General features: G+C 57.8%; 14 protein-coding genes and 2 tRNA genes. 6 read left to right on the forward strand and 10 right to left on the reverse strand.

Going from position 1 to position 13641, the window contains the following annotated elements:
• Positions 1-97: 97 nt before the first annotated feature.
• The 4 genes from K3J57_RS05905 to K3J57_RS05920 all read right to left on the reverse strand — a co-directional run bounded on the left by K3J57_RS05905 (position 98) and on the right by K3J57_RS05920 (position 4397).
• Entirely contained in the window at positions 98-787 is a 690-nt protein-coding gene (locus K3J57_RS05905) for a hypothetical protein (protein ID WP_259797506.1), read from the reverse strand.
• A gap of 78 nt (positions 788-865) precedes the next feature.
• Positions 866-2932, reverse strand: coding sequence for a site-specific integrase (locus K3J57_RS05910; protein ID WP_259797509.1), 2067 nt, complete (start codon positions 2930-2932; stop codon positions 866-868).
• Positions 2933-3330: 398 nt separating this feature from the next.
• Positions 3331-3405 (reverse strand) — tRNA-Asn (locus K3J57_RS05915).
• 59 nt (positions 3406-3464) lie between these two features.
• Positions 3465-4397, reverse strand: a complete 933-nt coding sequence (locus K3J57_RS05920; RefSeq protein ID WP_259794422.1) for an MBL fold metallo-hydrolase — start codon at positions 4395-4397, stop codon at positions 3465-3467.
• A 152-nt stretch (positions 4398-4549) separates the two neighbouring features.
• Between K3J57_RS05920 and K3J57_RS05925 the strand changes: the two genes are divergently transcribed.
• Entirely contained in the window at positions 4550-5863 is a 1314-nt protein-coding gene (locus K3J57_RS05925) for an ATP-binding protein (protein WP_259797512.1), read from the forward strand.
• Positions 5864-6010: 147 nt separating this feature from the next.
• The gene (locus tag K3J57_RS05930) at positions 6011-6772 is read left to right on the forward strand and encodes a class II aldolase and adducin N-terminal domain-containing protein (protein ID WP_259797514.1); all 762 of its coding nucleotides are present in this window, start codon (positions 6011-6013) and stop codon (positions 6770-6772) included.
• Here the strand turns inward: K3J57_RS05930 and K3J57_RS05935 are convergent.
• A complete protein-coding gene (locus K3J57_RS05935; protein WP_259797516.1) occupies positions 6769-7311 on the reverse strand; it encodes a GNAT family N-acetyltransferase in 543 nt (180 codons plus the stop codon). The genes K3J57_RS05930 and K3J57_RS05935 overlap by 4 nt on opposite strands.
• A gap of 11 nt (positions 7312-7322) precedes the next feature.
• Positions 7323-7398, reverse strand: a tRNA-Ile gene (locus K3J57_RS05940).
• Between the two features lie 114 nt (positions 7399-7512).
• On the opposite strand from K3J57_RS05940, the gene purM reads away from it, so the two are divergent.
• From purM to rnd, 3 genes are all read left to right on the forward strand, one after another.
• Entirely contained in the window at positions 7513-8562 is a 1050-nt protein-coding gene (gene purM / locus K3J57_RS05945; protein WP_259794426.1) for a phosphoribosylformylglycinamidine cyclo-ligase, read from the forward strand.
• Positions 8563-8627: 65 nt separating this feature from the next.
• Positions 8628-9176: a phosphoribosylglycinamide formyltransferase gene (gene purN, locus K3J57_RS05950; protein WP_259797739.1), complete on the forward strand. Its 549-nt coding sequence runs from the start codon at positions 8628-8630 to the stop codon at positions 9174-9176.
• A gap of 114 nt (positions 9177-9290) precedes the next feature.
• Entirely contained in the window at positions 9291-10451 is a 1161-nt protein-coding gene (gene rnd, locus K3J57_RS05955; RefSeq protein ID WP_259797518.1) for a ribonuclease D, read from the forward strand.
• A gap of 61 nt (positions 10452-10512) precedes the next feature.
• Here rnd and K3J57_RS05960 read toward each other — a convergent pair whose 3' ends face one another.
• On the reverse strand, positions 10513-10992 hold the full coding sequence (locus K3J57_RS05960) for a hypothetical protein (protein ID WP_259794431.1): 480 nt from the start codon (positions 10990-10992) through the stop codon (positions 10513-10515).
• A gap of 255 nt (positions 10993-11247) precedes the next feature.
• Here K3J57_RS05960 and K3J57_RS05965 point away from each other — a divergent pair, with 255 nt between their 5' ends.
• Positions 11248-11658 carry a SufE family protein gene (locus K3J57_RS05965; protein WP_259786715.1) on the forward strand — a complete coding sequence of 137 codons (411 nt, stop codon included), beginning with the start codon at positions 11248-11250 and terminating at the stop codon, positions 11656-11658.
• Positions 11659-11778: 120 nt separating this feature from the next.
• Here the strand turns inward: K3J57_RS05965 and K3J57_RS05970 are convergent, their stop codons facing one another.
• The 3 genes from K3J57_RS05970 to K3J57_RS05980 form a co-directional block, all read right to left on the reverse strand.
• Positions 11779-12435 (reverse strand): DUF1638 domain-containing protein, encoded by a 657-nt coding sequence (locus tag K3J57_RS05970; protein WP_259797521.1) that lies wholly within the window; start codon positions 12433-12435, stop codon positions 11779-11781.
• 138 nt (positions 12436-12573) lie between these two features.
• Positions 12574-12759, reverse strand: a complete 186-nt coding sequence (locus tag K3J57_RS05975; protein WP_173487416.1) for a hypothetical protein — start codon at positions 12757-12759, stop codon at positions 12574-12576.
• A gap of 97 nt (positions 12760-12856) precedes the next feature.
• On the reverse strand, positions 12857-13558 hold the full coding sequence (locus tag K3J57_RS05980) for a cobalamin B12-binding domain-containing protein (RefSeq protein ID WP_055191840.1): 702 nt from the start codon (positions 13556-13558) through the stop codon (positions 12857-12859).
• Between the last annotated feature and the right edge of the window lie 83 nt (positions 13559-13641).

Genomic DNA, 13641 nt, shown 5'->3' on the forward strand with positions numbered 1-13641 from the left:
CTGACTTCTGGGGATCCAGACCCAGACATTGAAAAAGGAGCAACGAGAGGTTGCTCCTTGGGGTGTCTCGTTATGGGGAGAACTTTGTTTGACAAATTTAATGCTGTGCCAGTTGCTTTTGCTCGAACTTGAAGGCCATCCTTTCGTGTGCAGACCTGCTTTCGCGCCGTGCCGTTTCGCGATGCAAAACCAGCATGCGTCTGGCTGCAGTGACGGTCTGTTCCATCTCATAGACTGCTAAACCATCGTTCAGGTCGTCACGCCGACCAACAGTTCCGGACCAGAGCTTCAAGTCACGCTTGGCGTTACTAAGCTCTTTCGAAAGGACGAGATCATCCATTTCAACGGTTCGGCCAAAGGTCCTGCAGTCTTCCAAAGCTCTGTGAAGCTCCGAAACCTCGGGCCCGTGGAGCGCACAGGCTTCCACCAGCCTCAGCTCTGTCTCCACTTGCCCTCGAAAGAAGGCCGGGATTCTGGTTTTGGACATGGCGATCCGCACGAAATCCACGAGACATTGCGGTCGGAGGGCTCGCTCCGCCAAATACCGGGTTTCCTGAACCAGGGTATGTAGAGGCTGCGCAGACTCTGAGAAAGGAAATTGCCACATTATGCCATTGTGCATCGTCGCCCCTTCAAAAACGAAGGCGTCCGCCCAGGCAGTTTTTCCATTATACCGCAGGTGAAACTCCATACGCTTCCCTTCGCCAAGCTCGAATATCGCCTCCGCTTGGCGATCGGTTTTGGAGAATATATTTACGGAGACATCAGTCGACTTCATTTCGTCCATTTTTTCAGTGCCTTAGATTTTTTGATGTTCGAATAGGACGTGTCTTCTCCGAAGGACGAGACACGCCGTTGATCGTGGTTAGATGGCGCGCAGGCCAAGCTGTTGAGCTTTGATCCGTGTCTTCGACTGAGGATTGTCCCGCACCGGACTGATGATCAGGGATGGGTCGAACGGGATCGCAGAAACGCAATCGTGCAGGGTTTTCAGAGAGATCCCATTTTGTGCATAAGAGCGTTCGCCCTCATCCAGCGGTTCATGGCCCATGAGTGCACGCCGGATGTAACCCGGGGTGGGCATGTCCATCAGCTCATGGTGAAAGGTCGTGCGCGTGGCGTGCAGATCCAGTCCGTGCCAGTAGACTTCATGGGCCTGACGGTAACGCGTGAACTCCTTCGTGAATAGCTCCGTGTAGGTGTTCTTGGTCTTCCCGCGTTTAATCTCGCTGAAGAGGCGCTTGCGTTTTTGGCCGCGCTTTTGAGCGACCAGATCAAGCAGACCCAGTTCAACCAAGGCGGGGTGGATCGGCAGTCGGCGTTCACCTGCCTCGGATTTAACGCTGTTTCCAACCGTATTCCGAATTCTCATGTAATTGATGCCGTTTTGGGAACCAAAATCCTCAGGAGCAAGCTGCAGCGCTTCTTCACTACGCACACCTTGAAGAAAGCCCATGATTGGCACCCAAAACAGAGGGTCCGCCTCGTTCCTCGTCATCCCCTGGAAAACCGGCGTCTGAAACAGCAGCGCCCGCCGATCGTCCCAGCGTTGCCGGGCAATCTTTTCTTCAGTCGCTCGGATCCGTTTCTCTTCCTTGTTGGTGAAGGTGCAGCCGACAAAGGGATTGGTCGGGATCACGCCAAGCGAAAGTAACATCTTTCCGATGCGGTTTACGGCCCGCACATGCTTGAAATACGTCTCCCCCCGCAGCCGAGGAACACGCTTTTCCAGCTTGGCCATTTCGACCTCCACTGGATCGGTGACACCCTCACGTTCCAGGTCTCTTTCAACCCTATCCATGGCAATTCTCTCCTTTGTATTTACGTGTTTTACCAACGCGCGATACCCCTCCAATGCGGTCATATCGGCCGCCTTTCCATGCAATCTGGGGATCTCACGAATGATCGAGATTTGATTGAGAACATCCTCTTCAGGGATGGTTCCAATCGGTGATTTATCCAGCAGGTCAGACCAGATATTCTTGGCGACCTGCATGCCTGGCAGGGTAGATTTCCCCCACTTTTTGCCTGTCTCTTTGTCGGGCTTTTGAAGTTTGTCCCAGTCCTCGCCGTAGCCCTGGAGTTTCAGTTCGACATAGACGTCAAAGGCCTCATCAATTCTGATGTTTTCGCCCTTGTTCAGAGCGGCGATGGCCTTGTCAGAGCAGTTCTTGAGCAGGATACGTTTGGACGCGAGGTGAGCTGCGGATGCTGCATTCTCTGTGGTCGAGACGACGTTATCCCGTTTTGTGGTCGAGCCTGCGGCACCCGTGCTGCACTCGGTGGTGTCGGTAGAGGTGGTGCCCTCCGAACAAGCAACGACAACTTGCGGGGAAGCTGCTTGTGCGGTCTGGGGAGCGACAGCATTGCTTTGCTCGTAAGGATATGTCTGGGTCGGGGGGCTGACGTGGCTAACCCCCGTAGTTTCAGGGGCAAGTGGCACTGCCACTCCTGCGGTCGACCCGATGCCCTGAGTAAAATACGGGCTCGGTTCCTGGAAAAGCCCACGTTCACGGCGTTCGCGCTCTTCGCTGAGGTTCAGCAATACACGTGTGGCTTCGTAAGCCAGATGTTTCCAATCATCTCCATCTTCCGGAAGGTTGATGCCGAGATGTTGAGCGACCGCTTGCAAAGGGCGCCGTGCAACCTCTCGGTTGCGCAGCTTCAGTGCCTGGACAAGTGTTTCTTGCAGCGCGCGTTCGCGGCGAAGGGCAAACTCTGCTGCTTCAGCTGTGCGCTGGTTACCTTGAATGCGAATGCGATCAGCCGCTTCGATCTCGAAGCGGACGAGAGTCGTCAAGACATGCGTGACGACAGCTGGAGTCAGTGTCATGGTGCTCGCGATGTAATGGAATGTCAGATTGCTTAGAGCTGTCAGCCGGATGGCAAGCTCCTGTGCCTCTGAAAATGCATGAGTTTTTAGGGAAAACACAAGTAGGGGAAATCCCCTATTCGGGCCATTTGAGGTGGGCCAGCTATTGTTGGGAATTCTGTCGGCCGGCGCTTGAAGCAGGGGGGTGGAATAGGGGTTTTCCCCTATAGGGCTTTTTGTGGATCTGATTGATCTGAAGGTTGGATGATTCTGTTCGACTGCAGATTCGGACGGCTGCGAAGCCGCCCAGAGGTCGCAAAGACTCTTGGGCCATCTGCGCCGCCAAACGTATCCCGAGCGTCGATATTCAAGGTGAGGAATTCTGTTTGAACGAGGCATGATTGTCTCTCCGGTGTGCCACAAAGTGTCACGCGGAGTGCCATTCGCCGTGCCAGAAACGAGAAAGGCGACCCGGATGGGTCGCCTTTTTCTTAGAAATCAACCTCTTAGAGGTTGTTTGGCTCCGGCGGTAGGGATCGAACCTACGACCAATTGATTAACAGTCAACTGCTCTACCGCTGAGCTACGCCGGAACTGAGCCGGTGTATAGCTTTCGCCGTTTCCCGCTGCAAGAGGGGAAATTTCGATTTTTTCAGATGCGGCGGAAAAAATTTGTGTCGGCGCTCAAAGCGCCCTCATGTCCCACGAGGTCGCGTGTTGTGAGGTCGATCAGATGGGCAAAGACATTGCGCTCTGCGGCGGGCAGCAGGGCCGGGGGCGTGTCGGTATAGATTGACCGGGTGAGGTCGGCAATTGTGCGCGGACGGGTGGGGTCAAGGGCGTTCAGAATGTCGGCCTCCCGGCTTTTTCGGTGATGTATCAACCAGTTGATCCGCTCGGCCGGGTCTTCGACCGGGGCGCCGTGACCGGGGTAATAGACGCGATCCTTGCGGGTGCGCAGCATTTCACATGAGGCCATGAAGGCGGTCAGGTCGCCATCAGGCGGGGAGACGAGCGAGCTGGCCCAGCCCATGACGTGATCGCCGGTAAAAACCGCGCCACCGGTGTTTCCGGTGGTGGCAAATGAGATGTGGTTGGCGAAATGGCCCGGGGTCCAGAGGGTTTCAACGGTCAGGCCGCCGACTGTCAGCTGATCGCCATGGGCGAGGCAGATGTCCGGGGTGAACCCGGCGTCCACCCCTTCGCCCCCCGAATGCAGGCCGCGGGCAACGAGATCCTTCATCACCTCGCTGCGACCTGCCTGAGCCTCTCCAAACGCATAGATCTGTGCGCCGGTCAGATCCGCCAATGGACGCGCCAGAGGAGAGTGATCAAGATGGGCGTGGGTCACTAGAATGTGGGTGACCCGTTCCCCCGGCTCAAGGGCGTCGAGGATGGCCATAAGATGGGTGCGGTTTTCCGGCCCCGGATCCAGCACGGCCACATCCCCGGTCCCGAGCACATAGGTATTGGTGCCCCAATAAGTCATCGGAGAGGGGTTGGGGGCGAGAATGCGCCGGATACCGGGCTCCAGCGTCATCATGGCACCGGCCTGCGGGGCGTCGACTTGGGTCTGGTCAATCATCTGGAGCCTTTCTTTTTCGCCATAAGGCCGGTGCGGCGCGACAATGGCAAGACCGCAGCAGGTGTGACTGGTGCAAACGCAGCGTCGCCTCCTGCCAGCGGCTTGCAAATGCGGGCTTTCAAATGCGCGGGCAAACACAGTAGGGTCGGGCCATGTTTACCTGGCTCAAACAATTCATGCCGAAAAGCCTTTATGGCCGTGCGGCGCTGATTCTGATTGTTCCGATCGTGTCGTTGCAACTGGTTGTGTCGGTTGTGTTCATTCAGCGTCATTTCAACCGGATTACCGAACAGATGACCTCGGCGGTGGCGGCAGAGCTGGACTATGTGCAGCGGCTGGTGGAGGAGGCGCCGAGCCGGGATGAGGCGCTTGCGGCGATCACACCGCTGAGTGTGCCGCTTGCCCTGCGCATTACCCTGCCGGGGGAGGCCGTGCCGGATCGCTTGGCCATCACCGACCTGACCGGTTTTACGGTTGACCGGGTGTTGCGCGAAAACCTGACCGGGTTGCAGGGGGTTGATCTGAAAAGTGACCGGAGCGTTGTGTCGCTGGGCTTTGCCACCCGCTACGGGCAGATGGAGGTGGCGTTTTCGCGCCGGCGGGTGTCTGCAACAAATCCGCATCAACTGCTGGTTCTGATGGTCGGAACCGGGTTTTTGATGACCGTTGTGGCCTTTTTGTTTCTGCGCAATCAACTGCGCCCGATCCTGCGACTGGGGCGTGCGGCTGAGGCGTTCGGCAAGGGGCAGGTTGTGCCCTATCGCATCTCCGGGGCGACCGAAGTGCGCGCGGCGGGCCGTGCCTTTTTGAATATGCGCGCCCGGATCGAGCGTCAGATCGAGCAGCGCACGATGATGCTCTCCGGGGTCAGTCATGACCTGCGCACACCGCTGACCCGGATGAAGCTGAGCCTGTCGATGCTGGATGACGCGGACCGGAAAGAGCTGGAGCAGGATGTTGAGGAAATGTCGCGGCTGGTGAACAGTTTTCTGGATTTTGCGCGCGATGATTCCGAGGCGGAAGGCACGGAAGACTGTGATGCAACCGATATTGCCCGTCGGGTGATCGACAAATTCGCCCGGGCGGGAAAAGAGGTGCAGAGCGGCCCGCTCCAGGCGCAGGGCAGGATCCCGCTCAGGATTGTGGCCATTGAACGGGCGTTGGAAAACCTTTTGGGCAATGCGATGAAATATGGCAGCCAGGTGCGCCTGTCCGTGCTTGAGGGGCGGGGGGACCTGCGCTTTGTCATCGAAGATGACGGGCCGGGCATTCCCGCAGATCTGCGCGATGAGGCGCTGAAGCCCTTTTCCCGCCTCGATGCCGCCCGCAATCAGGACAAGGGCAGTGGGGTGGGGCTTGGCCTTGCCATTGCCAATGATGTGGCGCGCAGTCACGGGGGGCATATGCGACTGGGGGAAAGCGCCGATCTGGGCGGTTTGAAAATCGAACTGGTTTTGCCACGGTGAGAACGAGTTTTGCCCCCTGCACAGGGTCTGATGCGCCAAGCTGATGTCGCAAACGCGCCCTGTCCGGAGCATTTTGGCAAGTCCGGCGCGTTTCCCCAACTAAAGCGTTTCGCCTGATCCCAAAAGAAGGCCAAAAGGGAGGCGCCGATGACCCAACATATCTCGCAAATTCAGGCCAATCTTGGTCATTGGCAGGAACGGGTTGACCTCGCGGCCGCCTTTCGCTGGACTGCTCGGCTGAATTTTCATGAGGCGGTGGCAAATCATTTCTCGCTGGCGGTGAATGCGGAGGGCACGCAGTTTCTGATGAACCCGAACCAGCGTCATTTTGCGCGGATCAAGGCATCTGACCTGTTGCTGCTGGACGCAATGGACCCGACGACCATGGAGCGCCCGGATGCGCCGGATCCGACGGCCTGGGGCCTGCACGGGTCGATCCACCGGCTGTGCCCCCATGCGCGTTGCGTGATGCATGTGCATTCGATCCATGCCACGGTGCTGGCCTCTCTGGCAGACAGCAACCTGCCACCGATCGACCAGAACACCGCGACCTTTTACAATCGCTATGTGATTGATGAGGGCTTTGGCGGGTTGGCGTTCGAAGAAGAGGGGACACGCTGTGCGGCGATGCTGTCTGATCCGAAGGTGAAAACCATGATCATGGGTAATCACGGCGTCTTGGTCATTGGCGACAGCGTGGCCGACACGTTCAACCGGCTTTATTACTTCGAACGCGCCGCTGAAACCTATATCCGTGCGCTGCAAACGGGCCAGAAGCTGCGGATCCTGTCGGATGACATCGCTGAGAAAACCGCGCGCGAGCTGGAAAACTATCCCGATCAGGCCACCCGCCATCTGGAAGAGCTGAAGGCGATTTTGGAGGAGGAGGGATCGGATTTCGCTAGTTAAGTCCGATCCCTGGCGCCGATCTGAGCGCAAAACACGTCATTCAGATAGGCTTGGTCATTGATGCGAAAATGGGTGTTGCCGATCTTGAGGAAACCGAGCTTTTCATAAAATCGAATGGCGTTTGTGTTTTCAGAGTTGGTTGCCAGCCAGACCGCTTCAATTCCGCGTGCCCGGCAGACCTCAAAGACCTGATCCAAAAGCGCCTTTCCGATCCCATGCCCATGATGACGTGGTTGCACATAAAGTGTTGTGATTTCGGTTGTTGAGGCGCAGTTTATGGGAGCCGCCTTGTTCCAGCTTATGCGGGCAAAGCCGTCGATCCCTTCTTTATTCTCCGATACGATGACATGTTCCATCGGGTCGCGCAGCATTGCCGCGATCTTGTCCACGGTGAATTCCTGCAGGGCATAATCGGCAAAGACCCCGTTGATCCCGTGCTTCAGATAGGTGCCGATCCAGACCTCAAGCGACAATGCGGCAATGCTGGAGGCATCACTCTCGTTGGCTTTTCTGAGGAGCATCTCTTTCCCTGACAGCATAGAAGAAAGTCTGGTAGGCCCGGCAGGATTTGAACCCGCAACCAAAGCGTTATGAGCGCTCTGCTCTAACCGTTGAGCTACAGGCCCACCTTGCCCCCTAGGTATCAAAGTTTCGCCCCGCGTCAAGCAGACCGTGGACTCTTTCCTTCATGTAAGCTATCGCGTGCGTGAAAATATGAGCTTCGATCTTCGGGGGACGACATGAGCGACGGCAAGAACGGCATCACTTACGCAGATGCAGGTGTGGATATCGACGCAGGCAATGCGCTGGTGGAGCGGATCAAACCGGCTGCCAAACGCACCAATCGCCCCGGTGTCATGGCAGGGCTTGGCGGTTTTGGCGCGCTGTTTGACCTGAAAGGGGCAGGGTTCAAAGACCCGGTTCTGGTGTCGGCCACGGATGGGGTCGGAACCAAGCTGCGCATCGCAATTGATACCGGAAATGTGGACACGATCGGCATTGACCTTGTGGCAATGTGCGTGAACGACCTTGTCTGTCAGGGCGCAGAGCCGCTGTTTTTCCTTGATTATTTTGCAACCGGAAAGCTGGAGATCGACACCGCGGCCCGGATCATCGAAGGCATTGCAAAAGGCTGTGAACTGTCGCGCTGTGCGCTGATTGGCGGCGAGACCGCCGAAATGCCGGGCATGTATGATGAGGGCGATTTTGATTTGGCCGGTTTCTCTGTCGGGGCGATGGAACGTGGCGAAGTGCTGCCGCGCGGTGTGCGCGAAGGGGACGTGCTTCTGGGTCTGGCCTCGGATGGGGTGCATTCCAACGGCTATTCGCTGGTGCGCAAACTGGTGGAAGTGTCCGGCCTTGGTTGGGAGGCAACCTGCCCGTGGGATGACAGCATCACCCTGGGCGAGGCGCTTTTGGCCCCGACCCGCCTTTACGTGACCCAAGTGCTCGAGGCGATCCAGTCGGGGGGCGTTCATGCGCTGGCGCATATCACCGGCGGTGGTCTGACCGAAAACCTGCCGCGCGTTCTGCCCAATGGCCTTGGCGCACTGGTCGATCTCGACGCCTGGGATCTGCCGCCCGTGTTCAAATGGCTTGGCGCAACCGGTGGCATGGATGACGCCGAAATGCTTAAAACCTTCAATTCCGGCCAGGGCATGGTCCTGGTTGTCGATGCCAAGGAAGCCCAGAAAATCACCGATCTGCTGACCAACGCAGGGGAGCAGGTCAGCCGTCTGGGTGTGATCCAGAAGGGAGAAGGCGTGAAATATCTGGGCTCGCTTCTGTGAGCAGCGCCGCCGGACATGCCGACAAGAAACGGGTCGCCATCCTGATTTCAGGGGGCGGCTCGAACATGGTGACGCTGGCGAAATCCATGACCGGCGATCACCCGGCGCGCCTCTGTCTGGTTCTGTCGAACGTGCCGGACGCTGGTGGGCTTGAAAAGGCCCGCATGATGGGCATTCCCACGGCGGTTGTTGATCATCGCAACTTCAAAGGTGATCGGGAAGGGTTTGAAAAGGCTCTAAATTCCGAGCTGGATAGGCATGCGCCTGATATCATCTGCCTGGCGGGGTTCATGCGCATTCTGACCGAGGGGTTCACGCGGTATTGGGCGGGACGATGCCTGAATATCCACCCGTCACTTTTGCCGAAATACAAGGGGCTTGATACCCATCAGCGCGCAATCGATGCAGGCGATGACGTGGCCGGCTGTTCGGTGCATGAAGTAACCGCCGAGCTGGATGGTGGCCCGATATTGGGTCAGGCACGTGTTCCGATCCTGCCCGGTGATGATGCCGCAGCTCTGGCTGCGCGGGTGTTGGTGGAGGAGCACAGGCTCTATCCCACCGTGCTTGAACGCTTTGCGCGCGGGGATAAAACACCTGTCCAACTGCCCTGAGGACCTGCCCGATACGACCTGTCGCATCGGGCCTGTGCCCCTCGGGCTTTTCTTTCTGCAAAATTCCCCGTAAACACGCGCAAACTGGCAAGATCTATTGATCAGGATATTCGAATGATAACGATCACCACCACCGACGCCCTGGCCGAATTCTGTGCGCGGGCCGCGCAGCATCCTTATGTCACGGTGGATACCGAATTTCTGCGCGAACGCACCTATTATTCCAAGCTGTGCCTTGTGCAGATGGCGGTGCCCGGTGACGCGGAAGAGGATGCGGTGCTGGTGGATCCGCTGGTGGACGGTTTGTCGCTGGAACCGATGTATGAGCTGTTCCGCGATGAACGGGTGGTGAAAGTATTCCACGCAGCCCGGCAGGACCTCGAAATCTTTTTTGTTGAGGCCGGCGTCTTTCCAAAACCGCTGTTCGACACGCAAGTCGCGGCCATGGTCTGTGGCTTCGGGGATCAGGTGGGATATGAAACGCTTGTGCGCAAAATTGCCAAGGCGCAGCTGGACAAGTCCAGCCGTTTTACCGATTGGTCACGCCGCCCGCTGACCGCGGCGCAACAGAATTACGCGATCGGTGATGTGACCCATTTGCGGGTGATCTATGAATGGCTTGCCAAAGAGCTGGAAAAATCCGGTCGTGGCGCCTGGGTTGAAGAGGAGCTGTCGGTTCTGACCGATCCCGCGACCTATACCATCCACCCGGAAGATGCCTGGCAGCGCGTGAAAACCCGCACCAATTCGGGGCGTTTTCTGGGGATCGTGCGGGAACTTGCCCGGTTCCGGGAATCCTACGCTCAGTCCCGAAATATCCCGCGCAACCGGGTGATGAAAGATGACGCGCTGCTGGAGCTGGCGTCGACAAAGCCTGCGAATATTCAGGATCTCGGCCGGTCGCGCCTGTTGCTGCGCGAGGCCCGCAAAGGCGAGATCGCGGATGGGATCCTCAAGGCCGTGGCGGACGGGCTGGCCTGCCCGCAGGAAAACCTGCCGAAAGTTACCGACAAGTCCAAGGAAAAACTGCAGGTCAACCCCGCGCTGGCCGACCTTCTGCGCGTGCTTCTGAAAGCACGCTGCGAACAGGAGAAAGTGGCGCAGAAACTGATCGCCTCTGCCGCAGACCTTGATGCGCTTGCGGCAGGCAAACGGAATGTGCAGGCGTTGAAGGGCTGGCGCGCGCAGGTGTTTGGCAGCGATGCTGTGCGCCTGTGTGATGGAAAACTCGCGCTTGCCGCGAAAGGTCAGCGCGTCGAAGTATTCGAGGTCTGAACAGGCGGAAGAACGGGGCATACCCCCGTTCGAACCCCTGAAACTGCCCAGATGACGGGGACTACGGGCGCAGCGTTTTGCTGTTCCGTGTTCCGATGATGCGGATCGATTTCACCTCGCGCAGCGCATTGTGGGACAGGAATTTGCCCACATGGATTTCGCGCTGCTGCGGGCGACCACTATTGGTATGTTCGCGCGGTTCCGAAATGCGGAACTCATAGGTCAGCACGCCATCTTCCGGCTCCCCTTCATTCAGGGCCTCAAGTGACGCATCCCAGTATCCAAGACGCGGCGGCAGGCCGGTTGCGCGCACAATCACACCGCCGGGGCTTTTCAGCGTCTCAACTCGGGTCACCTGATCAATCAGATACCGCCGGTCCAGATCCTGCTCAAACCCGCCAACGGGGATCAGGGCCACTTTCTTCGGACCAGAAGGGGCAAACCATGTTGTTGGGTTGAGGCTGGCATTGCCGCTGCAGGCGCTCAGCGACAGAACAAGGGTCGGGATCAGGATGAAGGGGGCAGTCAAACGCATCTGCATCAAAGCTCCTAAAGCGTTTCGGGATAAAGCTGCGACAGATGCCCGTCCCGAAAGGCCCACAATAGTTTTCTCTCTTGCCACGTTTTGCCTTGTCCTCTCTCAGGTCGAAACCAAAACGCTTTAAGGGTCTGCTACAGGGGTAGCCGATGCAAAAGGGTTTGAAAAGAGCACCTTTGCGGGGCTGGACCTTTTCCTCCGAACCGCTTAGCTAAATCGGACCAAACCCCGGCATCGGGGCGTTTGACGGAGAGACAGATGGCCAGCGCAGCTTTTGAAGACATTGTTGAAGATTTCGAATTTCTCGATGATTGGGAAGATCGCTATGCGACGGTGATCGACATGGGGAAATCCCTGCCGGAAATGGCAGAGGCGCTGAAGGTTCCCGCAACCAAAGTGGAAGGCTGCGCCAGCCAGGTCTGGCTGCAACCAATGATCGAAGATGGCGTGTTTCGCTTTGTCGGCGACAGTGACGCGATGATCGTGCGCGGGCTGATTGCGGTTCTCGGGGCGCTTTATAACGGGCTTCCGCTGTCTGAGGTCGGCGCGGTGGATGCCCCGGCTGAACTGGCGCGCCTTGGTCTGAACGAACATCTTTCGTCGCAACGCTCCAACGGGGTGCGCGCCATGGTCGAGCGTATTCGCCTTCACGCCAGCGAAGCCGCCTGACCCATATCGACGGTTTGATTTCACGAAGGGCCACTGTGTCCCCCCGAAATTTGCCGCTTTTTCTTGCGTCAAATACCTCGGGGTGAGCGCGCAGCGCGAGGGGCAGAGCCCCTTGGGGCCTCACTTCGCCTGCAGGACCGCCGTTTCCAGATCGCCATACCCCGTCAATTGACGGCTATAGGCCAACCCAAGCATCTGTGCTGCCGCGCGGGCCTTTTCGTCGAGTTCGGGATTGTCCGTCTGCGCCAGGTACACCAGCCGGGTATAATGACCGAAATACATGTCGCGCAGCTCGGGATGACGGTCGAGCCCAAGCGGCTTCACCACAAAGCTTTCGAACCCACGGGCCAGAAAGTCGGTCAGATAGAACACATCAATTTCACCCTCCGCGCGGGCTTCAAATGCGGAATTTCCCTCAAAAAAGGAATAGCAATGCGGGCCGCGGATCATCTCGATCCCGCGGCTGGCGCAGATCTCGGCAAGTTTCCCACCGGTGCCGCAATCGGCATAGGCGAGGAACACGCTCTCATAATTGTTTTGGTGTTTGTCCAGCGCCTCTTCGACCGCGGCCGGGATCTTGTCCGGGCTGTTATGCAGGATCGCGGGCAGGCAGGTCAGCGTGAGGTGATCCAGATTGTTGGCGCGGATGATCGCGAGGATTTCATTGGCCAGCGCCCCGCAGGCAAGAACCAGAACCTGACCCTTCTCGTCGCGGGGGACCAGCCCGTCCCGCGTCAAGGTCTCGTCGCTTGGATCTGATGGCAAGGAAAAGGGCATGGGACCTCCTTGGGCCACGGGACGTCTGCCCCTGGCCGGTTCTGTTCGCGTGTCAGATCAGTATTCCTGCCGACCTCATTTCGGGCAAGAGGAAATACGCCAGTTTCCGACATGCATTCGACCTGCCGGGTGGAAAATTCAGTCTTTCTTGTCGGGGTTTAGCGCGCGAAAGGCGATGCTCGCCAACATGATCAGGGGCAACACGGCCATTGCAGTCTGCCCATCCAGCTTGCCCGAGGATGCTGCCAGCCCAGCCACCAGAACGGTCAGCCCGCCAGCCGAGATCACCAGTGCGAGAAGAAAGAGATACCGCAGTTTGCTCATGCAGCAAATGTGGGGGCTTTGCAGGGGAAAGGGAAGGGGCAAAACGAAAAAGGCCCCGCCAATCTGGCAGGGCCTGTTCCGTAAACCTGTCGGGCGCTTAGCTTGCGACGCCCTGGTTGTGTTTGCGCGACATGAAGTCCTTGGCCATTTCCACGGCCACAGCAGCGTCACGGCAGTAACCGTCAGCGCCGATCGCTTTGCCGAACTCTTCGTTCAGCGGCGCGCCGCCGACCAGAACAGTGTAATCGTCGCGAATGCCTTTTTCGACCATCGCGTCAATCACGACCTTCATATAGGGCATGGTGGTGGTCAGCAGGGCCGACATGCCAAGGATATCCGGCTGCTCTGCTTCCAGCGCTTCCAGATAGTTCTCGACCGGGTTGTTGATGCCCATGTCGTGCACTTCGAAACCAGCGCCTTCCATCATCATCGACACAAGGTTCTTGCCGATGTCGTGGATGTCGCCCTTCACGGTGCCGATGACCATTTTACCCATGCGCGGGGCGCCGGTTTCAGCCAGAAGCGGCTTGAGGATCGACATGCCGGATTTCATCGCGTTGGCTGCCAGAAGCACTTCCGGAACAAAGAGGATACCGTCGCGGAAATCGGCGCCAACGATGGTCATCCCGGCCACCAGGGCCTCGGTCAGGATGTTGTAGGGCTGCCAGCCGCGTTCCAGCAGAATATTCACACCTTCTTCGATCTCTTCCTTGAGACCGTCATAAAGGTCGTCGTGCATCTGCTGAACAAGCTCTTCGTCGTTCAACTCGCTCAGGATGATATCTTCTTCGTCCGACATGATTGCCTTTTCCCTTGGCTGAAACTCTGCGTTCTTTAACAAATGCGACATAATGGCCGCGTCGGTCTGAACCGATTACGACA

The organism is Aliiroseovarius crassostreae, assembly GCF_025137635.1.
Taxonomy (GTDB): Bacteria; Pseudomonadota; Alphaproteobacteria; order Rhodobacterales; family Rhodobacteraceae; genus Aliiroseovarius; species Aliiroseovarius crassostreae.

Excerpts from the sequence above, each read along its gene's own strand:
- K3J57_RS05935 (WP_259797516.1), bottom strand. The coding sequence starts at position 7,311 with ATGCTGTCAGGGAAAGAGATGCTCCTCAGAAAAGCCAACGAGAGTGAT.
- K3J57_RS05970 (WP_259797521.1), bottom strand. The coding sequence starts at position 12,435 with ATGCCCTTTTCCTTGCCATCAGATCCAAGCGACGAGACCTTGACGCGG.
- K3J57_RS05965 (WP_259786715.1), top strand. The coding sequence starts at position 11,248 with ATGGCCAGCGCAGCTTTTGAAGACATTGTTGAAGATTTCGAATTTCTC.
- purN (WP_259797739.1), top strand. The coding sequence starts at position 8,628 with ATGGTGACGCTGGCGAAATCCATGACCGGCGATCACCCGGCGCGCCTC.
- K3J57_RS05905 (WP_259797506.1), bottom strand. The coding sequence starts at position 787 with ATGGACGAAATGAAGTCGACTGATGTCTCCGTAAATATATTCTCCAAA.
- K3J57_RS05975 (WP_173487416.1), bottom strand. The coding sequence starts at position 12,759 with ATGAGCAAACTGCGGTATCTCTTTCTTCTCGCACTGGTGATCTCGGCT.
- K3J57_RS05920 (WP_259794422.1), bottom strand. The coding sequence starts at position 4,397 with ATGATTGACCAGACCCAAGTCGACGCCCCGCAGGCCGGTGCCATGATG.
- K3J57_RS05980 (WP_055191840.1), bottom strand. The coding sequence starts at position 13,558 with ATGTCGGACGAAGAAGATATCATCCTGAGCGAGTTGAACGACGAAGAG.
- rnd (WP_259797518.1), top strand. The coding sequence starts at position 9,291 with ATGATAACGATCACCACCACCGACGCCCTGGCCGAATTCTGTGCGCGG.
- purM (WP_259794426.1), top strand. The coding sequence starts at position 7,513 with ATGAGCGACGGCAAGAACGGCATCACTTACGCAGATGCAGGTGTGGAT.
- K3J57_RS05960 (WP_259794431.1), bottom strand. The coding sequence starts at position 10,992 with ATGCAGATGCGTTTGACTGCCCCCTTCATCCTGATCCCGACCCTTGTT.
- K3J57_RS05930 (WP_259797514.1), top strand. The coding sequence starts at position 6,011 with ATGACCCAACATATCTCGCAAATTCAGGCCAATCTTGGTCATTGGCAG.
- K3J57_RS05925 (WP_259797512.1), top strand. The coding sequence starts at position 4,550 with ATGTTTACCTGGCTCAAACAATTCATGCCGAAAAGCCTTTATGGCCGT.